This window comes from Pseudomonas sp. Con_6 (assembly GCF_059379395.1).
This window is the reverse complement of record NZ_CM182011.1, coordinates 2,547,231-2,569,784: the sequence shown is the minus strand read 5'-3', so window position 1 is coordinate 2,569,784 and position 22,554 is coordinate 2,547,231. Positions and strand designations below refer to the sequence as shown.

General features: G+C 65.7%; 20 protein-coding genes and 1 pseudogene. 11 read left to right on the top strand and 10 right to left on the bottom strand.

Translation table 11 applies throughout. The features are described from left to right. Window positions 1–3: 3 nt before the first annotated feature. Window positions 4–750: an SDR family oxidoreductase gene (locus tag AC5QPF_RS11490; protein WP_494963323.1), complete on the bottom strand. Its 747-nt coding sequence runs from the start codon at window positions 748–750 to the stop codon at window positions 4–6. A 172-nt stretch (window positions 751–922) separates the two neighbouring features. Between AC5QPF_RS11490 and AC5QPF_RS11485 the strand changes: the two genes are divergently transcribed. The 7 genes from AC5QPF_RS11485 to AC5QPF_RS11455 all read left to right on the top strand — a co-directional run bounded on the left by AC5QPF_RS11485 (window position 923) and on the right by AC5QPF_RS11455 (window position 8,249). Continuing rightward, on the top strand, window positions 923–2,644 hold the full coding sequence (locus tag AC5QPF_RS11485) for a copper resistance system multicopper oxidase (RefSeq protein ID WP_494963322.1): 1,722 nt from the start codon (window positions 923–925) through the stop codon (window positions 2,642–2,644). Further along, a complete protein-coding gene (locus tag AC5QPF_RS11480; protein ID WP_494963321.1) occupies window positions 2,637–3,497 on the top strand; it encodes a copper resistance protein B in 861 nt (286 codons plus the stop codon). Before AC5QPF_RS11485 ends, AC5QPF_RS11480 begins: the two co-directional genes overlap by 8 nt. 149 nt (window positions 3,498–3,646) lie before the next feature. Next, a complete protein-coding gene (locus tag AC5QPF_RS11475; protein WP_494963320.1) occupies window positions 3,647–4,075 on the top strand; it encodes a DUF411 domain-containing protein in 429 nt (142 codons plus the stop codon). A 133-nt stretch (window positions 4,076–4,208) separates the two neighbouring features. Next, window positions 4,209–5,996: a monovalent cation:proton antiporter-2 (CPA2) family protein gene (locus AC5QPF_RS11470; RefSeq protein WP_494963319.1), complete on the top strand. Its 1,788-nt coding sequence runs from the start codon at window positions 4,209–4,211 to the stop codon at window positions 5,994–5,996. A gap of 115 nt (window positions 5,997–6,111) precedes the next feature. Further along, the gene (locus AC5QPF_RS11465; protein WP_494963318.1) at window positions 6,112–7,353 is read left to right on the top strand and encodes an OprD family outer membrane porin; all 1,242 of its coding nucleotides are present in this window, start codon (window positions 6,112–6,114) and stop codon (window positions 7,351–7,353) included. An 82-nt stretch (window positions 7,354–7,435) separates the two neighbouring features. After that, window positions 7,436–7,804, top strand: a complete 369-nt coding sequence (locus AC5QPF_RS11460) for a helix-turn-helix domain-containing protein (protein WP_494963317.1) — start codon at window positions 7,436–7,438, stop codon at window positions 7,802–7,804. Between the two features lie 13 nt (window positions 7,805–7,817). After that, complete coding sequence (locus AC5QPF_RS11455) at window positions 7,818–8,249, top strand: VTT domain-containing protein (protein WP_494963316.1); 432 nt, start codon at window positions 7,818–7,820, stop codon at window positions 8,247–8,249. On the opposite strand, the gene zapE is transcribed toward AC5QPF_RS11455, so the two are convergent. From zapE to AC5QPF_RS11425, 6 genes and pseudogenes are all read right to left on the bottom strand, one after another. Next, window positions 8,246–9,355: a cell division protein ZapE gene (gene zapE / locus AC5QPF_RS11450; RefSeq protein WP_494963315.1), complete on the bottom strand. Its 1,110-nt coding sequence runs from the start codon at window positions 9,353–9,355 to the stop codon at window positions 8,246–8,248. The genes AC5QPF_RS11455 and zapE overlap by 4 nt on opposite strands. A 173-nt stretch (window positions 9,356–9,528) precedes the next feature. Next, complete coding sequence (locus tag AC5QPF_RS11445; protein ID WP_494963314.1) at window positions 9,529–10,677, bottom strand: PQQ-dependent sugar dehydrogenase; 1,149 nt, start codon at window positions 10,675–10,677, stop codon at window positions 9,529–9,531. A 25-nt stretch (window positions 10,678–10,702) separates the two neighbouring features. Further along, window positions 10,703–11,002: a hypothetical protein gene (locus AC5QPF_RS11440; protein ID WP_494963313.1), complete on the bottom strand. Its 300-nt coding sequence runs from the start codon at window positions 11,000–11,002 to the stop codon at window positions 10,703–10,705. A gap of 126 nt (window positions 11,003–11,128) precedes the next feature. Then, window positions 11,129–13,570 carry a TonB-dependent siderophore receptor gene (locus tag AC5QPF_RS11435; RefSeq protein ID WP_494963312.1) on the bottom strand — a complete coding sequence of 814 codons (2,442 nt, stop codon included), beginning with the start codon at window positions 13,568–13,570 and terminating at the stop codon, window positions 11,129–11,131. A gap of 147 nt (window positions 13,571–13,717) precedes the next feature. After that, window positions 13,718–14,593, bottom strand: a complete 876-nt coding sequence (locus AC5QPF_RS11430; protein ID WP_494963311.1) for a FecR domain-containing protein — start codon at window positions 14,591–14,593, stop codon at window positions 13,718–13,720. Between the two features lie 4 nt (window positions 14,594–14,597). Continuing rightward, window positions 14,598–15,104, bottom strand: a pseudogene (locus AC5QPF_RS11425) (RNA polymerase sigma factor); the annotation flags it as partial. Between the two features lie 125 nt (window positions 15,105–15,229). Here AC5QPF_RS11425 and AC5QPF_RS11420 point away from each other — a divergent pair. After that, complete coding sequence (locus AC5QPF_RS11420) at window positions 15,230–15,700, top strand: LEA type 2 family protein (protein WP_494963310.1); 471 nt, start codon at window positions 15,230–15,232, stop codon at window positions 15,698–15,700. A 3-nt stretch (window positions 15,701–15,703) separates the two neighbouring features. On the opposite strand, the gene AC5QPF_RS11415 is transcribed toward AC5QPF_RS11420, so the two are convergent. Next, window positions 15,704–15,970 carry a hypothetical protein gene (locus AC5QPF_RS11415; protein WP_494963309.1) on the bottom strand — a complete coding sequence of 89 codons (267 nt, stop codon included), beginning with the start codon at window positions 15,968–15,970 and terminating at the stop codon, window positions 15,704–15,706. Window positions 15,971–16,104: 134 nt separating this feature from the next. On the opposite strand from AC5QPF_RS11415, the gene AC5QPF_RS11410 reads away from it, so the two are divergent. Then, window positions 16,105–16,425, top strand: a complete 321-nt coding sequence (locus tag AC5QPF_RS11410; RefSeq protein ID WP_494963308.1) for a DUF883 family protein — start codon at window positions 16,105–16,107, stop codon at window positions 16,423–16,425. A 58-nt stretch (window positions 16,426–16,483) separates the two neighbouring features. Here the strand turns inward: AC5QPF_RS11410 and AC5QPF_RS11405 are convergent, their stop codons facing one another. Continuing rightward, window positions 16,484–17,110, bottom strand: coding sequence for a response regulator (locus AC5QPF_RS11405; protein ID WP_494963307.1), 627 nt, complete (start codon window positions 17,108–17,110; stop codon window positions 16,484–16,486). Window positions 17,111–17,124: 14 nt separating this feature from the next. Then, entirely contained in the window at window positions 17,125–18,921 is a 1,797-nt protein-coding gene (locus AC5QPF_RS11400) for a PAS domain S-box protein (RefSeq protein ID WP_494963306.1), read from the bottom strand. Between the two features lie 209 nt (window positions 18,922–19,130). Here AC5QPF_RS11400 and AC5QPF_RS11395 point away from each other — a divergent pair, with 209 nt between their 5' ends. Both AC5QPF_RS11395 and AC5QPF_RS11390 read left to right on the top strand, forming a co-directional pair. Further along, window positions 19,131–20,753, top strand: a complete 1,623-nt coding sequence (locus AC5QPF_RS11395; RefSeq protein ID WP_494963305.1) for an AMP-binding protein — start codon at window positions 19,131–19,133, stop codon at window positions 20,751–20,753. Window positions 20,754–20,780: 27 nt separating this feature from the next. Next, entirely contained in the window at window positions 20,781–22,550 is a 1,770-nt protein-coding gene (locus AC5QPF_RS11390) for an acyl-CoA dehydrogenase C-terminal domain-containing protein (RefSeq protein ID WP_494963304.1), read from the top strand. Window positions 22,551–22,554 lie beyond the last annotated feature (4 nt).

The window sequence follows — 22,554 nt, the reverse complement described above, 5'->3', positions numbered from 1 at the left end:
GCTTCAGCGCCCACCGCCAAGATCAACGAAGCTTCCGGTCGAATACGACGCCTTGTCCGACAGCAGCCAGATGATCGCCTCTGCTACCTCCTCGGCCTGCCCGCCACGCCCCATCGGAATGCTCGGTTCCAGCTTGCTGACCCGATCCGCATCGCCGCTCAGGGCATGGAAACCGGTGAAGATGTACCCCGGTCGCACCGCGTTGACCCGCACGCCCTCGCCCGCCACTTCCTTGGCCAGGCCAAGGGTAAAGGTGTCCAGCGCGCCCTTGGAAGCGGCGTAGTCCACATACTCGTTGGGCGAGCCCAGGCGCGCAGCCACCGAGGACACGTTGACGATCCCGCCCCCGCTGCCGCCATGGCGCGTCGACATGCGCGCCAGGGCGTGCTTGGCACAGAGCATCGGCCCGACCACGTTGGTCTTCATCAGCTTGAGCAGGCGGAACTCGGACATCTCCTCGACCCGGCTTTTCTGGCCGATGGTCCCGGCATTGTTGACCAGCGCGGTGACCCGGCCCAGCTCGCGGTCGACCTGGTCGAACAGATGGATCACCTCGTCCTCGACACTGACATCGGCGCGCACGGCGATGGCCTTCGCCCCCAGCTCACGCACCTGGGCCAGCACGCGCTGCGCCGCTTCGTCGTCGGCGTGGTAGTTGATGCAGATCCGATAGCCTTCGCGCGCGGCCAGCAGCGCGGTGGCAGCGCCGATGCCGCGACTGGCACCGGTAATGATGATGACCTTGTCCATTGCTACTCCTGGTGCAACCCGAACGTTCAATCCCCGTGTCCCGACCGGAAGGCAACAGCCGACCGGGCGGTCGCGTATTTTCTCGCTGACAAATCTGTAATTCAAACCTCAGTTTTCTGTCAGCACCATCAGACTAAGGTCAGCCCATCCCTGTTGATGGACTGACACCCTCATGCCGCACCTTCCCTCACGCCGTACCTTCGTCAAGGGCCTGGCCGCCGCCAGCGCCCTCGGCGGCCTCGGGCTCTGGCGACCGACCGCCTGGGCCCGCGGCCCGCACGACTTCACCGAACTGACCGGCGAGCACTTCGAGCTGTTCATCGGTCAGACTGCGGTCAACATCACCGGCACCCCGCGTACCGCCCTGACCATCAACAACAGCCTGCCCGGCCCGGTGCTGCGCTGGCGCGAGGGGGACACAGTGACCCTGCGGGTGCGCAACCGCCTGGAGGAACACACCTCGCTGCACTGGCACGGCATCATCCTGCCCGCCAACATGGACGGCGTGCCGGGCCTGAGCTTTGCCGGCATCGAGCCAGGCGGCGACTACCTCTACCGCTTCACCCTCAACCAGCACGGCACCTACTGGTACCACAGCCACTCAGGGCTGCAGGAGCAGGCCGGGGTCTATGGTGCCATCGTCATCGAGCCGAAGAGCCCGGAGCCGCACGTCTACCAGCGCGATTGCGTGCTGCTGCTCAGCGACTGGAGCGACGAGAAACCCGCAGCCCTGCTCGGGCAACTGAAGAAACAGGCCGACTACTTCAACCGACAGCAGCGCACCGTCGGCGACTTCATCGACGACGTCGCCCGCGACGGGTGGAACGCCACCGTCACCGAACGCACGCAGTGGGCGAAAATGCGCATGACGCCTACCGATATCGCCGATGTCAGCGCTGCCACCTACACCTACCTGCTCAACGGCCTGGCCCCGGACGGCAACTTCACCTGCCTGTTCCAGCCCGGCGAGACCCTGCGCCTGCGCCTGATCAACGGTTCGGCGATGACCTACTTCGACTTCCGCATTCCTGGCCTGAAGCTCACCGTGATCGCCGCCGACGGCCAGCCGGTGCAGCCAGTGACGGTCGACGAGCTGCGCCTGGCGGTGGCGGAAACCTACGACGTTCTGGTCAGTGTCGGCGATGCGCCGGCCTACACCCTGTTCGCCCAGAGCATGGACCGCAGCGGCTACGCCCGCGGCACCCTGGCCCGCGCACCCGGCTTGAGCGCGGCAGTTCCAGCGCTGGATCCACGGCCGCGACTGAGCATGACCGACATGGGTCATGGCAACATGCAAGGCATGGATCACGGCGCCATGGCGGGGATGGACCACGGCAACATGGCCGGCATGAACCACGCCATGCCGGCCATGCAGCAACACCCGGCGTCGGAAACCGGCAACCCGCTGGTGGACATGCAGACCATGATGCCGACCGCCAAGCTCGACGACCCCGGCCTCGGCTTGCGCGACAACGGCCGCCGGGTGCTGACTTACGCCGACCTGAAAAGCACCTTTGCCGATCCCGACGGCCGCGAGCCGGGGCGGGAAATCGAGCTGCACCTGACCGGGCACATGGAACGCTTCTCCTGGTCGTTCGACGGCATCCGCTTCTCCGACGCCGAGCCGCTGCGCCTGCGCTATGGCGAGCGTCTGCGCATCACCCTGGTCAATGACACCATGATGGCCCACCCGATTCACCTGCATGGCCTGTGGAGCGACCTGGAGGACGAGCACGGCCGCTTCCAGGTGCGCAAGCACACTATCGACATGCCGCCGGGCAGCCGCCGCAGCTACCGGGTCAGCGCCGATGCCCTGGGCCGCTGGGCCTATCACTGCCACCTGCTCTACCACATGGAGACCGGCATGTTCCGCGAGGTGCGCGTCGATGAATGAACGACTCAACCGGCCCCTGCTCGGCGGCCTTGCCGTACTGCTGTTGCTGGGCAGCGAGGAAGTACGGGCCATGGAAATGGACCATTCGGCCATGGGGCATGGCGCGATGGATCACGGCGCCATGACCGCCATTGCAGCGCAGCCACGCACGCCACTCAAGCCGATCACCGATGCCGACCGCCAGGCCGCTTTCCCGCCGTTGCCGGGGCACCAGGTGCATGACCGGCAGATCAACTGGGCGGTGACCGTCGAGCAGCTGGAGTACCAGAACTTCGAAAGCAGCAGCGCGCTGAACTGGAATGCCAATGCCTGGATCGGTGGCGATATCGATCGGCTCTGGCTGCGTAGCGAAGGCGAACGGGAACAGGGGCGCACGCACAAGGCCGAACTGCAGGCGCTGTGGGGGCATGCGGTGAGCCCTTGGTGGGAGGTGGTCGCGGGGCTGCGCCAGGACTTCAAGCCAGGCAGCGGGCAGACCTGGGCAGCCTTCGGCATACAGGGTACGCCGCTGTACAACCTCGAGCTGCAAGCCACGCTGTACGCGGGCGAGCGACAACAGACCGCGCTGCGGCTGGAGGCGGCCTACGCTATCCTGCTGACCCAGCGCTGGCGGCTGGAACCGAACCTGGAGATGAACGTCCATGGACGCGATGATCGCAGTCGCAGCCAGGGCGCGGGGTTGTCGGACAGTGAGGTGGGGCTGCGTTTGCGCTATGAAATCACGCCGGGGTTCGCGCCTTATGTGGGGGTGAGCTTCAATCGGGTTTATGGCAGTACCGCCGAGCTTGCCCAGGATGAAGATGGCGATATCGGACAGACCCGCTGGGTAGCGGGGGTTCGATTGAGATTCTGATCCGGATCCGCGGCGCCTCTATCGCGGGCAACGCCCGCTCCCACAAAGATCGAAGTCGTCGCAGACATTGTGGGGTCAGGCGTTGCCCGCGATGAGGCCTTCAAATACACCGCCAACCCAGAATTGAAACATCGAAGGAGAACAAACCCATGCTGAAAAACAACCTGATCGCCCTGGGCCTGCTGGCCCTGAGCACCCTGGCCCAGGCCGGCCAGACCATCGATGTCTACCGCGATCCGAGCTGCGGTTGCTGCAAGGAGTGGATCACCCACCTGCGCGACAACGGCTTCACGGTCAACGACCATGTCGAACCGAACATGAGCGCGGTCAAGCAGAAGCTCGGTGTCGCGCCACGCCTCGCCTCCTGTCACACCGGCGTCATCAACGGTCAGTTCATCGAAGGCCATGTGCCTGCCGGGCAGATCGCTGTGCTTGGCAAGCGCCCGGACCTGAAAGGCATCGCCGTGCCGGGCATGCCGATGGGCTCGCCCGGCATGGAGATGGGCGACCACAAGGACGCCTACCAGGTCATCGGCCTGACCCGCGATGGCAAGGACGAGGTGATGGCGGAGTACTGAGTTCGCCTGACTGATTGTCCCCCTGCAGGGGACAATCAGTCTCCCCTCACCTCGATTGTCTTGGTCTACTCTCGCTTGCAGAATGCAACTCCTTTTTCAACGCTGCCCCCTTGCAGCTCATGGAGTCCGAGCGATGCCCCACGAAGGCAGCCTTCTGCAAACCGCGGTGATCTTCCTGCTTGCCGCCGTCGTTACCGTTCCCCTGGCCAAGCGCCTGCAACTCGGCGCCGTGCTCGGCTACCTGCTCGCCGGCGTGGTCATCGGCCCGCAGGCCCTGGGCCTGATCCGCGATACCCAGAGCGTCGCGCATATTTCCGAACTGGGCGTGGTCCTGCTGCTGTTCATCATCGGTCTGGAGCTGTCGCCGCGACGGCTATGGTTGATGCGCAAGTCGGTGTTCGGCGTCGGCCTGGCGCAGGTGCTGCTGACCGGCGCGGTGATCGGCGCCATCGCCCTCTTTGCCTTCGCCCGGTCGCTGCCAGCGGCGATCGTCCTCGGTCTCGGCCTGGCCCTGTCGTCCACCGCCTTCGGCTTGCAGAGCCTGGCGGAAAGCAAGCAGCTCAACGCGCCCCATGGCCGCCTGGCCTTCGCCATCCTGCTGTTCCAGGACATCGCCGCGATCCCGCTGATCGCCCTGGTACCGCTGCTGGCCGCCACCGGCCCGGACACCAGCCACGGCGACAGCCTCAGCCATGGCCTACGGGTCTTCGCCAGCATCGCCATCGTCATCGTCGGCGGGCGCTACCTGCTGCGTCCGCTGTTCCGCACCGTGGCCCGCACCGGCCTGCCGGAAGTCTCCACGGCCACCGCCCTGCTGGTGGTGATCGGCACCGCCTGGCTGATGGAGCAGGCCGGGATCTCCATGGCCCTCGGCGCCTTCCTCGCCGGCCTGCTGCTGGCGGACTCGGAATACCGCCACGAACTGGAATCGCAGATCGAACCCTTCAAGGGCCTGCTCCTGGGGTTGTTCTTCATCAGCGTGGGCATGGGCGCCAATCTTCGCCTGCTGGTGGACATGCCGCTGCTGGTGATCGGCCTGACCCTGTTGCTGGTGGGGGTGAAGCTGCCGCTGCTGATGCTGGTCGGGCGCTTCGCCGGTGGCCTTAACACCCTCAATGCCTTGCGCCTGGGCGTGGTCCTGGCGGCCGGTGGCGAGTTCGCCTTCGTGGTGTTCAAGCTGGGCCGCGACCAAGGCCTGTTCGACGCGCAAACCTACGACCTGCTGCTGATGACCATCACTCTGTCCATGGCCATCACCCCGCTCCTGCTGTTGGGCTGCGCGCGGCTGGTCAAGCGTCCGCAGGCCACCCGCGACGTGCCGGAGCAATACAAGGCCATCGCCACGGATGCGCCGCGGGTGGTGATCGTCGGCATGGGCCGCATGGGCCAGATCGTCGCGCGGATCCTGCGGGCGCAGAAGATTTCCTTTATCGCCCTGGAAACCTCGGTGGACGCCATCGAGATGACCCGCATGTTCGAACAGGCGCCGGTGTTCTATGGCGACCCGCAGCGTCCTGAGGTGCTGCATGCGGCCAAGGTCGGCGAGGCCGAGTATTTCGTCATCACCACCGACGATCCGGAGGTGACCACGCGCACGGCGGAGCGGGTCAAGCAGTTGTACCCGCACCTCAAGGTGCTGGCCCGGGCGCGCAACCGCCAGCATGTGCACAAGCTGGTGGACGTGGGTGCAGAGCCGATCCGCGAGACCTTCCATTCCAGCCTGGAGATGAGCCGCATGGCCCTGGTGGGGCTGGGCTTGAGCGAGCAGCAGGCGGCAGAACGGATCCGCCGGTTTACCCGGCATGACGAGGAAGTGCTGGCGGCCCAGGGACGGGTGCGGGATGACAAGGCCAAGGTGATGCAGACGGCGCAAGAGGCGCGGGTGGAGCTGGAAAGGTTGTTCGAGTCCGATGTCGATTGAGTGGCGATGCAAAACGCGCAGCTGGCTTGCCTGCGATAGTGATTCAGCACATGGGTACAAGACCCGTACCGCGGACCTGCCCACAGTGACACCTCCTCACCCAACGGAACCCGCCATGCCCCCTCGCCTGCTCGCCGGCCTAGCCGCCCTCGCGCCCGCCCTGGCCCTGGCCGACGACGCCGGCTGGTCGCTGCTCAACCGCAACTACTTCCTGCACAACGACTACCGCACCCCATCCGGCAGCGGCCAGAGCTATCGCCAGGAATGGGCCCAGGGCTTCATCGCCGAGGTACGCTCCGGCTTCAGCGAGGGCACGATTGGCATCGGCATCGATGCCCACGGTTTTCTCGGCCTCAAGCTCGACGGCGGTCGCGGCCATGCCGGCACCGGCCTGCTGCCACGGGACAGCGACGGTCGCGCCGAATCCACCTATTCCAGCGCCGGTGTCGCGCTGAAGCTGCGCGCCGGCAACACCCTGCTGCGCTACGGCGAAATGACCGTGGAAACCCCGGTGTTCGACACCGGCGACAAGCGCCTGCACCCGGAGTACGCCACCGGCTGGCTGCTGGAAAACACCGACCTGCCGGACTGGCGCCTGCAGGCCGGACGCTTCACCGCCTTCAGCAACCAGGACAGCAGCGCCAGCCATGATGACTTCGACGGCTACGGCGCCAGCACCCGCGGCCATGCCATCAGCCTCGCCGGGGCGACCTACAGCGGCAGCGGCGCCCTGGGTGGCGCGCTGTTCGCCGGGCAGTTGCAGGACACCTGGCGCCAGGTCTACCTCAACCTCAACTACCACCTTGGCGACTGGCGCTTCGACGGCAATCTCTACGACACTCGCGACACCGGCGCGGCCAGCGCCGGGGCCATCGATACCCTGGCCTGGAGCCTCGCCGGCAAGTACCGCTTCGGCGCCCAGGCGCTGACCCTGGCCTGGCAGAAGGTGCAGGGCGACACGCCGTTCGATTTCGTCGGCGGCGACTCCATCTACCTGGCCAACTCGATCAAGTACGCCGACTTCAACGGCCCGGGCGAACACTCCTGGCAGCTGCGCTACGACCTCGACCTGGGCGGGTTCGGCGTGCCGGGCCTGAGCCTGATGGGACGCTATGTCAGCGGTCGCGGGATCGACGGCAGCCGTGCGCCGGCGGACGGTGCCTACCTGCAGTACGGCCAGGGCGGCAAGCACTGGGAGCGGGATATCGACCTGAAGTACGTGGTGCAAGGCGGCACGGCGAAGAACCTGTCGGTGGCGCTGTCCCATGTCAGCCATCGCGGCAATGCCGCCCAGCCGGGCGACGATATCGACCGGGTCTACCTGATCGTCGAGTACCCGCTGGCGGGGCGATTCTGAGGCGACTTAACAAAGATTAACTCGTGCGACGCGGTCCGGCTGCGAACAATGGGTGCTGGATTTCCACGATGGACAGCGCCTCATGACAGCCTTTTCTTCCGCGCCCGGCCAACTGAGCCCGGCACGTGAGCGACTGGTCAAGCGTCTGGTCCGCGAGCACCTGGCCAGCGGGATCGAGGTGCAGGCACTGGCAGCGGCCTGCTGCCTGACCCGCAGTCATTTTTCCCGGGCGTTCAAGCGCAGTACCGGGGTGTCGCCGCAGGTGTGGATTCATCGACAGCGGATCCTGCGGGCACGGCGCCTGCTGCGGCGCACGGCATTGAGCCTGAGCCAGATCGCGCTGGAGTGCGGGTTCTGCGACCAGGCGCATTTCTGCCGGAGTTTCGTACGCGCGCAAGGGAGTACGCCTTTGAGCTGGCGGGCGGTATCCTGCAAGCCCTTCCGTCACTGATACCGTCCTTGCCGTGCTGAGCTACTGGGGTCTTTTCCTTGCCGCCTTCGGCGCTGCCACCTTGCTGCCCCTGCAGTCCGAAGCAGTGCTGGTCGGCTTGCTGCTGCACGAGCCGCAGGCGGTGACAAGCCTGTTGCTGGTGGCGACCCTGGGCAATGTGCTCGGCTCGATCGTCAACTGGCTGCTGGGCCGGGCCGTCGAGCGCTGGCGTGACAAGCGCTGGTTCCCCTTCTCCGCCGCGCAACTGGACAAGGCCCAACAGCGTTACCGCCGCTACGGCCAGTGGTCGCTGCTGTTGAGCTGGATGCCAGTGATCGGCGACCCGCTGACCCTGATCGCCGGGATCATGCGCGAGCCGTTCTGGCGCTTCGTACTGCTGGTCACGATCGCCAAGGGTTTGCGCTATCTGGTCCTCGCACTGATCACTCTGGGCTGGCTGAGCTAGCCGAAACGCTGCAACTGCATCTCGCGCAAGCGGCTGAGTGTCCGTCGGAACGGGAACTCCAGGTAGCCTTCGGTGTAGAGCGCTTCTAACGGCACTTCGGCTTCCAGGTAGAGGGCCACGCGCTGGTCGTAACATTCGTCGACCAAGGCGATGAAACGCCGCACACCATTGTCCTTCGGCGACAGTTGCGGCAACTCGCGGTCCCCCGCCACCACGCGCTCGGCGCCGTCCTCGGTGCCGCGGGCGATCCGTCCCGCCTGCATGGGCGCGCCAAGGGCCGGCACGCCGCTGAGCAGGATCGCCTCGAACTGTTCGCACAGGGCCATGAACTCCATGGCCGCCAGGGGCTCTTCGCACAGGTGCGGGTAGTCGCACCAGAGCACCTTCGCGCTGCGCCGGACCACCTGCACGGTGCGGTAGCCGACTTCAAGGTCGGCATGGGTCGACGGCAGATCGCCACTCAACTGGTCGAATACAGCGGCCAGGGCACAGGGCTGATCCGGCTGGCGTACCCAGTAGCGCTGCTGCCCGGCGCCGGGGTGCAAGCGATGGTCCTGCTCGCCGTGGACCGGTACCACCGTCATGTGCGCCTCGATGGCGGTGATGGCCGGGAGGAAGCGCTCACGGTTGAAACCGTCGGCGTACAACTGCTGCGGTGGCAGGTTGGAGGTGGCGACCACCACAACGCCCGCCTCGAAAAGCACCTGGAACAGACGGCCAAGGATGATCGCGTCGCCGATATCGTTGACGAACAGTTCGTCGAAGCACAGCACGCGGATTTCTTCGGCCAGGGACCGGGCCAGAGACTGCAGCGGGTCGGCGGTGCCGTTGAGCTGGAACAGGCGCTGGTGGGTCCAGCGCATGAAGTGGTGGAAATGCTGGCGTCGGGCGGGAATGGTCAGGCAGTGATGGAACTGGTCCATGAGCCAGGTCTTGCCGCGGCCGACCGGGCCCCAGAGGTAGACGCCCCGGACAGGCTGGCCGTGCTGCACGGCGTCGAAACAGGCTTGCAGGGCCTGGACAGCGGCGAGCTGGGCGGGGTCGGCGACGAAACCCTGGTCGCGGATGGCTTGCTGGTAGAGCGCCAGGGGGGTATCGCTGGACATGAAGGGCCCCGTGGGAAAAAGGGCACAGGGTAACTCAGGAATAGCTTATGGAGTGTGGGGATTTTTGTCGTTCTCTGGGGCCTCAACGCCGGCTCCCACAAGGTTCGCGGCGCACGCCGTCCCTGTGGGAGCCGGCGTTGCCGGCGATGAGGCCCAAGAGAGCACCATAGAATCTATTCCGCCAACCCGACCTTCAACAGTTGCCCATCCTCTTCATCGGTCAGCAGATAAAGATACCCATCCGGCCCCACCCGCACATCCCGCACCCTCGCATTCAACTGCCCGAGCATGCGCTCTTCATGCACGATCTTGTCGCCATCCAGCTCCAGGCGGATCACTTCCTGCGCTGCCAATGCGCCGATGAACAGGTTGTGGTCCCACGGCTTGAAGCGCCCGCCGTCATAGAACGCCATGCCGCTGATGGCCGGCGATTTCTCCCAGACATGATGCGGCGCCACGGTACCCTCGACGTCCTTGCCCTTGGCCTCGGGAATCGGCGTCAGCGAGTAGTTGATGCCGTGGGTCGCCAGCGGCCAGCCGTAGTTCTTGCCGGGCTTGGGGATATTGATCTCGTCGCCACCGCGCGGGCCGTGCTCGTGGGTCCACAATTGCCCGGTCCACGGATTCAGCGCCGCGCCCTGCTGGTTACGGTGGCCGTAGGACCAGATCGCCGGCTGCACGTTCTTCTGCCCGACGAAAGGGTTGTCCTTGGGAATCTCGCCATCAGGGAGGATGCGCACCACCTTGCCCTGCAACTTGTCGAGGTCCTGGGCTGTGGGGCGCTGGTTGTTTTCGCCGAGGGCGATGAACAGATAGCCATCGCGGTCGAACACCAGGCGCGAGCCGAAGTGGTTGCCGGTGGACAGCTTGGGCTCCTGGCGGAAGATCACGTTGAAGTCCTCCAGCCGGGTCAGGTCGCTGGACAGGCGCCCGCGTCCCACCGCCGTGCCGGCCTTGTCACCCTCACCACCACCCTCGGCGTAGGACAGATAAACCAGGCGGTCTTTCTTGAAGGTCGGCGACAGCACCACGTCGAGCAAACCGCCCTGCCCCTTGGCCCAGACCTCCGGCACCCCGCTAAGCGGCGCGCCGACCCGGCCTTCCGCGCCGATGACCCGCAGGTTGCCCTGGCGCTCGGTGACCAGGATGCCCTGGTTGTCCGGGAGAAAAGCCAGGGCCCACGGGTGTTTCAGGCCTTCGGCCAGGGTCGCCACCTTGAGCGTGCCTTCCTCGCTGGGAAAGGTCTGCTCCGGCGCGGCCTGGGCGACCAAGGGCAGGAGTGCGGCGGTACCGAGGGCAATGAGCCAGGAGCGTGAAGTCATGCGGGGTTCCTTGTCTGCGGGGCGATCACGGCGCGCGCTGTGAATCGCGGGGTGGACGGATGGGTTCCAGGCGCGGCGTCTGCTGTTCGCGGCGCAGGTTGTCGCCGTTGCCGATGCCACGGTTTTCCAGGGTCGGCGGACGCGGATTGGGTTGCGTGGAGGGACCGCGCACCGGCGGTGTATCAGGGACCGTGCCCTGCTGGCTGTTGGGATTGATGTCGCGGATCGGGCTGTTGCGCGGATTACTGTCGTCCACGGCCAAGGCCGAACCGGCAAGCACGACGAGGGTGGCACCGATCAGGATCGGCAGGATGCGTTGCGACATGGTCACCTCCCGCACAGTAGGCATCTCCAACGGTTGGATAGCCTACGGCGCGAGAGGTTCGGACAGAAAGCGTCAGGGAGGACGCAGGTGATTCATTTTGTTACAGGGACAGGATTTCCCCGGGCCTCAATAGGCCAGCGACCAGGTCAGGGTGTAGGTGCGCCCGCGGCCCTGGTAGTCGTACAGGTAGGCCGGGCCGTAGGTCGGCGAGTAGAACAGCGTCGCGCGCTGGCCCCAGACGGTGCTGTACTGCTTGTCCAGCAGGTTCTGGATACCGGCGCTGAAGGTGCCGAAGCCGGTCTCCTGGCTGCCCAGCAGGTCAAAGGTGGTATAGCCGGAGATCTTGTGGTCGGCGTCGTCCTTGAGGGTGAAGGCATGGTTGGCCTGCAGGCGCGCACTGCGGCCGTCATCCTTCCAGCCGACGAAGGCGGTGGACTTGGACAGCGAGGCGTAGCGGGCGTCGCGCTTGATCCAGTCGCCATCGGTATCTTGCTCCTCCGAGCGCACCAGGTGCAGGGTGGTGCCGGCTTCCCAGCCATTCTGGAAGTGGCGGGTCAGTGCGCCTTCGAAGCCGAAGTCGCGGCTCTTCTTGTCCTCGACGTTGATGGTCAGGGTCGCCGAGTCGGTGGTGATGACCTTGTCCGACCAGATGTAGTACACCGCCGCCTGCGCGTCCCAGTCCAGGTCGGCGTAGCGCCAGCCCATTTCCACCTGGCGACTCTTGATCCCGGCCAGCGGGTTGTCGTCGACGCTCAGGCCGGCCTTGCCGTAGTACTTGGCCGGGTCCGGCAGGTCGAAGCCCTCTCCGTAGTTGGTCCAGACCTGGTGGCCGTTCTTGAAGTCGTAGATGGCGCCGAGGTTGTACAGGTTGACCTCGTAGTCATTCTTGCCACCGGGAATGCCCTTGAAGTTACCGACATCCACGTCCATCTGCTGGCGCCGGGCACCGCCGGAAACGGTCAGGTTGTCGGTGAGGTGCCAGTCCATCTGGGCATAGGCGGACAGGCCGTCGACGCGGTAGCTGGGATAACGCGGCGCTTTGCTGGCCGCATCCAGGTCGAGGCCGCCGCTGCCGGACGAGGTACGCGCATCGAAGGTGGTCTGCTCGGCGTTGAAACGCTCACGGTCGAGGTCGACGCCATAGGTCAGCTTGAGCGTGTCCCATTGCCTGGCGAACAGCGCCTTGAGGCTGGAGACCTCGAAGTTCTGCTGCGAAGCGGCGAAATACACGCCCTTGGAGCCGGTCGGCTTGCCAGTGTTGTAGTAGGGAAACGGATAGAAGTTGTCGTCTTCCTTGCGGTACGAGGCCTGCAGGTAGAAATCCTGCCCCAGCACATCGGCATGATGGTAGTTGGCGTTCAGCAGCAGGCGCCGGGTGCGCGGCTCCAGGTCGGTGGACAGACCGCTGCGCAGCTCGGCGTCTTCCAGATCGGACGGCGCATTGTAGTTCAGGTGCGGAAAGTAGATGCCGGTGCTGCCGTGGTTGCCCGAGTCGTAGTACTGGGCCAGCAGGTCGAGGCTCTGCTCATCGGTGAACTGCATGCCCAGGCTGCCCATCACGTCGATGGTGCGGTTGTACTGCAGGTCGGTCTGGGTGTTGTCGATGAAGATCTGCTCGCCGGCGCCGTCGTAGAAGGCTTCGTTCTGCTCGGCGGAAACGCCCAGGCGGGCATTGATACGCTCGTTGCCGCCGCTCACCGACTGGGCGATGCGGGTGGACAGGTCGTCGCTGTTGTTGAAGCCGCTGCTGGCGCCAAGCTGGGTTTCGAAGCGGGCAGGGCCCGGCTCGCCCTTCTTGGTCACGATGTTGATGATGCCGCCGGTGGCGCCGCCGCCGTAGATGGCGCTGGCCCCGGAGAGCACTTCGACACGCTGCACGTTGAACGGCGAGATGCTGTCGAACTGTCGGGACAGACCGCGGGAGCTGTTCTGGCTGACCCCGTCGATCATCACCAGGACGTTGCGCCCGCGCATGTTCTGGCCGTAGTTGGTACGCCCTTCCGGCGCCAGGTCGAGGCCCGGGACCAGCTTGCCGATGGCCTCCTTGAGGCTGACGCCGCTGCTGATCTGCTCTTTCAGTTGCTCCTGTTCGACCACCCAGACGGTGCCGGGAATCTCGCTGATCGAGGTGCTGGTACGCGAGGCGACGCTGACCTCGATGGGCTTGAGGGCCACGGCGGCCTGGGGCTCGCCCTTGCGCAGGATCACCGTGCGCGCATCGCTGAACTGCCAGCTCATGCCGCTGCCGGCCAGCAGTTGCTGCAGCGCCTGCTCGATGCTGTAGCTGCCGCGCAGGCCCGGGCTGCTCAGGCCGGCCACGTCGCGGGTGGTGAACAGCAGGTGCAGGTCGGCCTGGTCGGCGAATTGGGTGAGGGTCTGGTCGAGGCTCTGCGGCGGCAGGTCGAGGCTGACCTGGCGGGCCTGGGAGGCGCTGATTTGCGCGGGACTGGCAGCATCGGCAGCGTGCACGACGACGGCGCCGAGCAAGCTGGCAGCCACCGAGGAGGCCAGCAGGGCACGCTTGAAGGAACGGGTGGAACGTGCTGAGGACGTGGACGGACCTTTCACTGTTTTCTTCCAGAACAAATGACGTAAATGAGAATGGCTTGCTGATCAGTCTTACTACGACGATTGGGCTGCGAAGAACTTGCAGTGCGGTTGCAAATTTTTTTTCATGCGCCGGAATTTGCCGGCCCGAACCCTGTGGGTGAAGAATCAGTAGAGCACAGCCAGCCACGGCAGGTAGGTGACCTTCAGCGCATAGCGCTGTTCCAGGGTGCGCAGCAGACCGTGGGGATCGTTGAGGTCGAACACGCCGCTGACCTCCATCGCCCCCAGCCGGCTGTCGGAAATCAGGATGCGGCCGTGCTGGTAGCGCTCCAGCTCGGCGATCACTTCCCGCAGCGGACGACCATTGAAGATCAGCTTGCCGCGTTGCCAGGCGGTCTGTGCCTGAGCGTCGGGGCTGGCCTGGACCAGGCGCTGGCCAACGCGTGCTTCCCCCTGGGTCACCACCACCGCCGTGGTGCTGCCCTGGCGACGCACGCTGAACACCGCGCCACTGCCCTGCACTGCCTCGCCGCCGCTGTCGACCACAAAAGGACGTGGGTCAGCCGCGGGTTCGAACAGCGCCTCGCCCTCGCGCAGGGAAACCGTGCGGCGCTCGTTGCTGTAGTTCACGGAAAACGCACTGGCACTGTTGAGGGTGACCCGCGAGCCATCCTCCAGGGTGACGGTACGCCGCTCGCCGGTGCTGGTGTGGTAGTCAGCCAGCAATGCCGGCGCCTGCAGCCAGCCGCCATAACCGACCAGCGCCAGCACCAGCGAGGCAGCGATGGCCGAACCCCAGTGGCGGCGGCGCCGGGGTGCCGCCGGCAGTTGCGCGGCCGCCTCGGTCTGACCGATATCGCCCCACAGCGCCTCCGCGTCCTCGGCGGCGGCCAGGTGCTCGGCGCTGAGCCCGCGCCAGCGCTGGTAGCGGGCGCGATCGGCGGCCGTGGCAGTGCCCGAATGCAGCAGGACCTGCCAGTCGAGGGCATCGTCGGACAAGTCGGTAAAGGGCAAGGGTTCGGACATGCGGGCTTCAATCATGGTTGTGCTTGAGCCAGTCGCGGCAATGGCGCAGGGCCTGGCCGATGTATTTTGCCACCATGCTCTCGGAAACGCCCAGCCGTTGTGCGATCTGCGCCTGGGTCAGGCCTTCGACACGGTTGAGGAGCAAGGCCTGCCGCGCGTTGTCGGACAGTTGCAGGAGGGCTTCGTCGAGAATCGCCAGGCGCTCGCGGGCCAGCAGCGTCGCCTCGGGCGCCGGCGCCGGGCAGACCACCTGCACCGCCGCATCGCTGTCGCCAAGGTTGCTCTCCTGACGCTGATCGCGACGCAAGGTATCGATGGCCAGGTTACCGGCGACGCGGAAGATGAAACTGCGCGCGTGTAGCACCGGCACGTCCTGTTCGTCGATCTTCACCAGCTTGAGGTAGGTTTCCTGGGCGACGTCCGCCGCCCGCTGGCGATCGTTCATGCGCCGGGTCAGGAACTGCAGCAGGTCATCGTAATGTTCCTGGAAACTGGCCAGCAGCCCGGACACGGGAGATGTCAGCATGAGGGATAGGATCGCCGGTGAAAGATAACGTGAATGAGAAGGAGTATCTTTCAATTTGAGTGCGACTTTCAACGTCGCTATGCATTTGCCACACTCAAGGGCACCGCTTTCCCGGAGAAACCTCGATGCCCGCCCGCCTTTCCCGCTTGTTGCGCAATGCCACCGGCCTGCTGCTGGTCCTGACCCTGTCGTCCTGCGCGCTGTTCCAGGGGCGCGACCCCGTGACCATCAATGTGATCGGCATCGACCCGCTGCCCGGGCAGGATCTGGAAGTGCGCATGGCGGTGAAACTGCGGGTGCAGAACCCCAACGAAACGCCGATCGACTACAACGGCCTGGCGCTGAACCTGGAAGTGAATGGCCAGCCGCTGGCCGCCGGGGTCAGCAACCAGCATGGGCGTATCGAGCGGTTCAGCGAGGAGGTGCTGGTGGTGCCGGTGAGCATCACGGCGTTTTCGGTCATGCGCCAAGCCCTGGGCCTGAGCCGGATGGGCAGCCTCGACGGCATGCCCTACGAGGTCTACGGCAAGCTGGCCGGCGGTGCCTTCGGCAGCGTGCGCTTCCGTGACCGCGGCACCTTCGAATTGCCGCGCTGAGGCTCAGGCCTTGCTGGCGCTGGCCGCGGCCATCAGCTTGTTGACTTCGCCACGCACCATGCTGGCGTACTCCGGCGGCGCCATGCCATCGAGTTCGGCGCGCACCCATTCCGCCCACTTGCCCTTGCGCCGCGGCTTCTCGCCGATCAGCCGGGCAGCCTCGCCCTTGGCCTTGGCCAGGTTGGTCTGCCACAGCTCGAACAGCCGGGCCTTCTCGTCTTCGATCTCGGCCCGTTCGGCGAAGCTCTTGTTGGCCAGATTGAAACTCATGGGGTAATTCCTGCCACGTGAAAATGGGCGCTATCTTACACTGTAGCCGCCGATGCCCGGCAAACCACTGCAACTTTCCGTACCGGCGGGCATCCCATTCAGGACGAACGATCATTTCATCCGAGGAAGCATTGATGGCCAGGAAAACCACGCATCACAGCGACAGCGAGCAGATCAAGGACCAGGCGTTCAGCGAGTTGCAGGCGTTGATCGAAGAGTCGGAGAAGCTGCTCAACGACAGCGCCGCGCTGATTGGCGAAGACGCCGAGACCCTGCGCGAGCAGCTACGCCTGAAGCTGAAGCAGGCCAGTCATGCCGTGGGCAGCGTGCGTGAAAAGGCTCGCCCGGTGGTGGATGCCACCGAGAGCTACATTGGTGGACATCCATGGCAGACGGTGGCGATTTCGGCGGGGCTCGGGCTGGTGATCGGGTTGTTGCTGGGGCGCAGGTCCTGAATCTTCATTGCCCTTGAGGGCCTCATCGCTGGCAAGCCAGCGATAGGGCTCTCGGAACTCAGCGCAGCTGCAACGGATCCACCACCCCACACCCGATCGCCATCCCCACCAGTTCCGGCAAATGCTCGGCCTGCATCCGCTTCATCACCCGCGACCGGTAAAGGTCCACCGTCTTCACGCTGACTTCCAGCTGCTCGGCAATCTCCCGGTTGGTATAACCCCGCACCAACGGCACGAACACATCGCGCTCGCGCGGGGTCAGGCTGTCGATCCGCGCCTGTACCGCATCGCGCTGGCGGCTGCCGACCTGGACCTTCGACGAACGCCCCAACGCCTCCTGCACACTGTCCAGAAGCATCTGGTCGTTGTACGGTTTCTCGATGAAATCACAGGCCCCGGCCTTGAACGCGCGCACCACTATCGGCACGTCGGCATGGCCACTGACGAAGATCACCGGCAAGTCGATACCCCGCGCCCGCAGCGCTTCCTGGACGCTCAGCCCGCCCATGCCGGGCATGCGCACATCGAGCAGGACGCAGGCCGGCAGGTCGCCGTCGCAGGCATCGAGAAACGCCTGGCCACTGGTGAAGGGCAATGCCTCCAGGCCCACCGATTCCAGCAGCCAGACCGTAGAGTCGAGCATGCCCTGGTCGTCATCGACCACATAGACCTTCGGATCCTGCATTCAAATCCCCTTGTTCAAACACTCGCCGCCGGCGCCAGCCGGCAGTTCAGAATCAATCCCCCGCCCTCTCCCGGACTGGCCGTGAGGGTGCCGCCGAAACCTTCGACGATGCTGCGGCTCATGCTCAGGCCAAGCCCCAGCCCTTCCGGCTTGCTGGTGGTGAACGGGGTGAAGATGCCATCCAGTTGCTCCGGCGCCACCCCCGGCCCCTGGTCGATCACCCGCACCAGCAAGCGCCCGCCTTCCTGCTCGCCACACAGCAGTACCCGCGACGGCTGCCCGGGCTGGCGCTCACGGTTGGCGTCGATGGCATTGCGCAGCAGGTTGAGCAGGACCTGTTCCAGCAACACCCGGTCGGCGTAGACCGGCGGCAGATTGTCCGCCATTCGCTGCTCGATCGTCACCTGCGCCTGGCTGGCTTCCCAGGCGCACAAGCGCACCGCTTCCCGCGCCACCACGGCGACGGACAGGGCTTGCAGGCGTCGCGGCTCCTTGCGCAGGAAGGCACGCAGACGCTTGATCACCTCGGCGGCGTGGGTCGCCTGCTCGCTGATTCGCTGCAAGCCTTGGGCAACCCGGTCGGCAGCTTGCGGATCGCGCGCCATCGCATGCAGGTAACGCTGGCTGGCGGCGGCATAGTTGAGCACGGCGGCCAGCGGCTGGTTGATCTCGTGGGCGATGCCCGAGGCCAACTCGCCCAGGGTCACCAGGCGCGCGGTGTGGGCCAGTTCATCCTGGTGGCGGCGTTGCTGGGTCTCGCGCAGCTCGCGCTCGGTCATGTCACGGGCCACCAGCGAGTAGTAGCGCTCGCCACCGGCGGCACGGTGCGCCAGCAGCACCAGCGATACCGGAAACGCCGCACCACCATCGTACGGCGCCAGACGCGCCTCGCACTGCCAGACGCCGTCGTGCTCGGCACACAGCCAGCCTTCGTCGTCGAGGCGCTGCTGGGCCTCGCCGTCGAGCAGTTCACGCAACGGCGGCACCACTTCGACCTCGGTCAGGCCCAAGGCACGCCGGGCCGAGCGATTGAGGTAGGTCAGGCGCCCTTCCGGGTCGGTGAACAGCACCAGGTCGGTGTTGGCCTCCACCACTTCGGCCAGGCGCCGACGGTTTTCCTGGGCCTCGATGCGCACGCTGATGTCCCGCGACACGCTGACGATCTCCACCACCGCGCCGGTGTAGGTCTCGCGGATGGCGCGGCTGGCGATCTCGAACCAGAGATCACGACCATCGCGGTGGCGGACCCGGCAAGTCATGGTCTGGTAGCCGTCACGCTCCAGCGCCGCCGAGGCCTGGGCCAGGTACTGCCGGCAATCATGGGGATGCAGCAACGACTGCACCGCGACGCCGCGCAGCTCCTCAGGCCAGTAGCCGAGCAGGCGGTAGGACGCTGGCGATGCATCGAGGAAGCAACCATCCGGGGTGTGCCGGGAAATCAGGTCGGTGGTGTTCTCGGTGATCAGCCGGTACAGGCGTCGGGCCTGGGCCGCCTCGCGCTCGGCACGGCGTTCACGGGTGGCGTCGCGGCAGCGAGCGATGACCTGGCCCTCGCCCGCAGGAATGAAGGTCCAGAGCAGGATGCGCTCGCCGGCCTGGCTCTCGACATCGCTGATCGCCCGCTGCTGGCCGAGGCAGGCGCTGACCAGCGCGGCATGGTTGGCCGGCAGCAGGAGCGCCAGGCTTTGCGGCGGCCAGCCGTTGAGTTCGGCAAGCATGGCCGGGTTGGCCGCGCGCAGCACGGCACCGGCATCAAGCAGCAAAGAGGGCTGCGGGTCCTTGTCGAGCAAGGCCGAGGGAATCAGGGTCACAGCAATGGCTCCGGCGTTTTATAGTATTTGTACCATATTGCTATGGTCTATCTTCCAGGTAACATGGCGAACAGCGTAAAAAATGCATCACCGGAGCGGGCACCACCGTGAGCCCGTTCCACGAAACCTGATCAGAGCTAACAATCAGCCATCGGAGGTTTCAGCAGGCGCTTCGGCGTGGGCTGCCTCCTGCACAGGACCACGCTTGTATGTCTATCTTCTCCCAGGGTTTGCAGCCCGCCCCTGTCAATCACGTTGCCCTCACTCCGCTGAGCTTCATCGAACGTACCGCAGCCGTCTATGGCGACTACCCTGCGGTGATCCACGGTTCGATCCGGCGCAACTGGCAGGAAACCTACCAGCGCTCCCGGCGCCTGGCCAGCGCCCTCGCCGGCCGTGGCATCGGCCAGGGCGACACGGTGGCAGTGATGCTGCCGAACATCCCGGCGATGCTCGAAGCGCACTTCGGTGTGCCGATGATCGGCGCGGTACTCAATGCCCTCAACGTGCGCCTCGACGCCGAAGCCATCGCCTTCATGCTGGAGCACGGCGAAGCCAAGGTGCTGATCACCGACCGCGAGTTTCATAAGGTCATCACTGCGGCCCTGAAGCTCATGGCCCATCCGCCGCTGGTGGTGGATGTCGACGACCCCGAGTACGGCGAAGGCTGCGCGGTCAGCGAGCTGGACTACGAGGCCTTCCTCGCCGAGGGTGACCCGGAATTCGCCTGGCAATGGCCCGAGGACGAGTGGCAGGCGATCTCGCTGAACTACACCTCCGGCACCACCGGCAACCCCAAGGGCGTGGTCTACCATCACCGCGGCGCCTACCTCAACTCCCTGGGCAACCAGATGACCTGGGCCATGGGCAACCACCCGGTCTATCTGTGGACCCTGCCGATGTTTCACTGCAACGGCTGGTGCTACCCCTGGACCGTCACCGCGCTGGCCGGCACCCATGTGTTCCTGCGCCGGGTCGATCCGCAGAAGATCCTCACCCTGATCCGCGAGCACCAGGTCAGCCACCTGTGCGGCGCGCCGATCGTGCTCAATGCGCTGATCAACATGCCGGACTCGGCCAAGGCGGCCATCGACCACCCGGTCAACGCCATGGTCGCCGGCGCGGCGCCGCCGGCCAAGGTGATCGGTGCGGTCGAGGAGATGGGTATCAAGGTCACGCATGTCTATGGCCTGACCGAGGTCTACGGGCCGGTGACCGTGTGCGCCTGGCATGCCGAGTGGGATGAAAAGCCGCTGCAGGAACGGGCCCGGATCAAGTCGCGTCAAGGCGTGCGCTACGCCACCCTCGAAGGCCTGATGGTCGCCGACCCGCAGACCCTCGAACCGGTGGCCCGCGACGGCAACACCCTGGGCGAGATCTTCATGCGCGGCAACACGGTGATGAAGGGCTACCTGAAGAACCCGGAGGCCACCGCCGAAGCCTTCCGCGGCGGCTGGTTCCATACCGGCGACCTGGCGGTGTGCCACCCGGACGGCTATGTCGAGATCAAGGACCGGCTCAAGGACATCATCATTTCCGGCGGCGAGAACATCTCCACCATCGAGGTGGAAGACACCCTCTACCGCCATCCGGCGGTGCTGGAAGCCGCAGTGGTCGCCCGCCCGGACGAGAAATGGGGCGAGACGCCCTGTGCCTGGATCACCCTCAAGGCCGGTTTCGAGGATACCCGCGAGGCCGAAATCATCGCCTTCTGTCGCGAGCACCTGGCTGGCTTCAAGCTGCCCAAGACCGTGGTCTTCCGTGAATTGCCGAAGACTTCGACGGGCAAGATCCAGAAGTACCTGCTGCGCGACTGGGCCAAGGCGCTCTGACCCCTCTTCCTTTATACGAGAACCACGATGCCTGAATACAATGCCCCGCTGCGCGACATGCGCTTCGTCCTCCATGAAGTGTTCCAGGGCCCGGCCCAGTGGGCCCGGCTGCCGGCCCTGGCCGCCGCAGTCGATGGCGAGACCGCTGACGCCATCCTCGAAGAGGCGGCGAAGATCACTGGCCAACTGATTGCTCCGCTCAACCGCAGCGGTGACGAACAGGGCGTCGGCTTCGACGCCGGCAAGGTCACCACGCCCGACGGTTTCAAGGAAGCCTGGCGCACCTACCGCGAAGGCGGCTGGGTTGGCCTCGCCGGCAATCCGGAACACGGTGGCATGGGCATGCCGAAGATGCTCGCTGTGCAGTTCGAGGAAATGCTCTACGCCGCCAACTGCAGCTTCAGCCTGTACTCGGCGCTGAGCGCCGGCTGCTGCCTGGCCATCGACGCCCACGCCAGCGACGACCTGCGCGCCCTGTACCTGCCGCGCCTGTACAGCGGCGAATGGGCCGGGACCATGTGCCTGACCGAGCCCCACGCCGGCACGGACCTGGGCATCATCCGCAGCAAGGCCGAGCCGCTGATCGACGGCAGCTACGCCATCAGCGGGACCAAGATCTTCATCACCGGCGGCGAGCAGGACCTGACCGAGAACATCGTCCACCTGGTGCTGGCCAAGCTGCCGGATGCGCCGGCCGGGCCCAAGGGCATCTCGCTGTTCCTGGTGCCCAAGCACGTGGTCAATGACGACGGCAGCCTCGGCGTGGCCAACGCGGTGAGTTGTGGGTCGGTCGAGCACAAGATGGGCATCAAGGCTTCGGCCACCTGCGTGATGAACTTCGACGGCGCGGTCGGCTACCTGGTCGGCGAGCCGAACCGCGGCCTGGCGGCGATGTTCACCATGATGAACTACGAGCGCCTGTCCATCGGCATCCAGGGCATCGGTTGCGCCGAGGCGTCCTACCAGAGCGCAGTGGCCTATGCCCGCGACCGCCTGCAAAGCCGCGCGGCCACCGGCGCGCAGGCGCGGGACAAGGTTGCCGACCCGATCATCGTCCACGCCGATGTACGCCGCATGCTGCTGACCATGAAGGCTCTGAACGAAGGCGGCCGAGCCTTTGCCACTTATGTCGGCCTGCAACTGGATACCGCCAAGTACGCCGAGGACGCTGCCGAGCGCGAGACCGCGCAACGCCTGGTGGCGCTGCTGACCCCGGTGGCCAAGGCATTCTTCACCGATACCGGCCTGGAAAGCTGCGTGCTCGGCCAGCAGGTGTTCGGCGGCCACGGCTATATCCGCGAGTGGGGACAGGAACAACTGGTGCGCGACGTGCGTATCGCGCAGATCTACGAGGGCACCAACGGCATCCAGGCGCTGGATCTGCTGGGCCGCAAGGTGGTAGCCGACGGCGGTCAATCGCTGGCCCTGCTGGCAGCAGAAATCCGCGCCTTCTGCGAAAGCGAGCCGCCTCACGCCCTGGCCCTGCTGGATGCTCTGCGCCGCCTGGAAAGCACCAGCCAATGGTTGCGCAATCAGGTGGCGCAGGATTCCAACGCGGTCGGCGCGGCGTCGGTGGAGTATCTGCACCTGTTCGGCTATGTCGCCTATGCCTACATGTGGTCGCGCATGGCCGCCACCGCAACAGCGCATCACGCCGACGAGCCGGACTACTACGAGGCCAAGCTGGCGACTGCGGCGTTCTTCTTCGCCCGTCTGTTGCCGCGGGTGCTGTCCTTGCAGGCGAGCATCGAGGCCGGCAGTAGCACCTTGTACAACCTTGATCCAGAGCACTTCTGAGCCT

What these genes read in the sequence shown, in the direction of transcription:
- AC5QPF_RS11430 (WP_494963311.1), bottom strand. Translation starts at nt 14,593, where the DNA reads ATGATTGAAGCCCGCATGTCCGAACCCTTGCCCTTTACCGACTTGTCC.
- AC5QPF_RS11490 (WP_494963323.1), bottom strand. Translation starts at nt 750, where the DNA reads ATGGACAAGGTCATCATCATTACCGGTGCCAGTCGCGGCATCGGCGCT.
- AC5QPF_RS11470 (WP_494963319.1), top strand. Translation starts at nt 4,209, where the DNA reads ATGCCCCACGAAGGCAGCCTTCTGCAAACCGCGGTGATCTTCCTGCTT.
- AC5QPF_RS11420 (WP_494963310.1), top strand. Translation starts at nt 15,230, where the DNA reads ATGCCCGCCCGCCTTTCCCGCTTGTTGCGCAATGCCACCGGCCTGCTG.
- AC5QPF_RS11465 (WP_494963318.1), top strand. Translation starts at nt 6,112, where the DNA reads ATGCCCCCTCGCCTGCTCGCCGGCCTAGCCGCCCTCGCGCCCGCCCTG.
- AC5QPF_RS11410 (WP_494963308.1), top strand. Translation starts at nt 16,105, where the DNA reads ATGGCCAGGAAAACCACGCATCACAGCGACAGCGAGCAGATCAAGGAC.
- AC5QPF_RS11405 (WP_494963307.1), bottom strand. Translation starts at nt 17,110, where the DNA reads ATGCAGGATCCGAAGGTCTATGTGGTCGATGACGACCAGGGCATGCTC.
- AC5QPF_RS11390 (WP_494963304.1), top strand. Translation starts at nt 20,781, where the DNA reads ATGCCTGAATACAATGCCCCGCTGCGCGACATGCGCTTCGTCCTCCAT.
- AC5QPF_RS11415 (WP_494963309.1), bottom strand. Translation starts at nt 15,970, where the DNA reads ATGAGTTTCAATCTGGCCAACAAGAGCTTCGCCGAACGGGCCGAGATC.
- AC5QPF_RS11480 (WP_494963321.1), top strand. Translation starts at nt 2,637, where the DNA reads ATGAATGAACGACTCAACCGGCCCCTGCTCGGCGGCCTTGCCGTACTG.
- AC5QPF_RS11445 (WP_494963314.1), bottom strand. Translation starts at nt 10,677, where the DNA reads ATGACTTCACGCTCCTGGCTCATTGCCCTCGGTACCGCCGCACTCCTG.
- AC5QPF_RS11440 (WP_494963313.1), bottom strand. Translation starts at nt 11,002, where the DNA reads ATGTCGCAACGCATCCTGCCGATCCTGATCGGTGCCACCCTCGTCGTG.
- AC5QPF_RS11475 (WP_494963320.1), top strand. Translation starts at nt 3,647, where the DNA reads ATGCTGAAAAACAACCTGATCGCCCTGGGCCTGCTGGCCCTGAGCACC.
- AC5QPF_RS11485 (WP_494963322.1), top strand. Translation starts at nt 923, where the DNA reads ATGCCGCACCTTCCCTCACGCCGTACCTTCGTCAAGGGCCTGGCCGCC.
- AC5QPF_RS11460 (WP_494963317.1), top strand. Translation starts at nt 7,436, where the DNA reads ATGACAGCCTTTTCTTCCGCGCCCGGCCAACTGAGCCCGGCACGTGAG.
- zapE (WP_494963315.1), bottom strand. Translation starts at nt 9,355, where the DNA reads ATGTCCAGCGATACCCCCCTGGCGCTCTACCAGCAAGCCATCCGCGAC.
- AC5QPF_RS11395 (WP_494963305.1), top strand. Translation starts at nt 19,131, where the DNA reads ATGTCTATCTTCTCCCAGGGTTTGCAGCCCGCCCCTGTCAATCACGTT.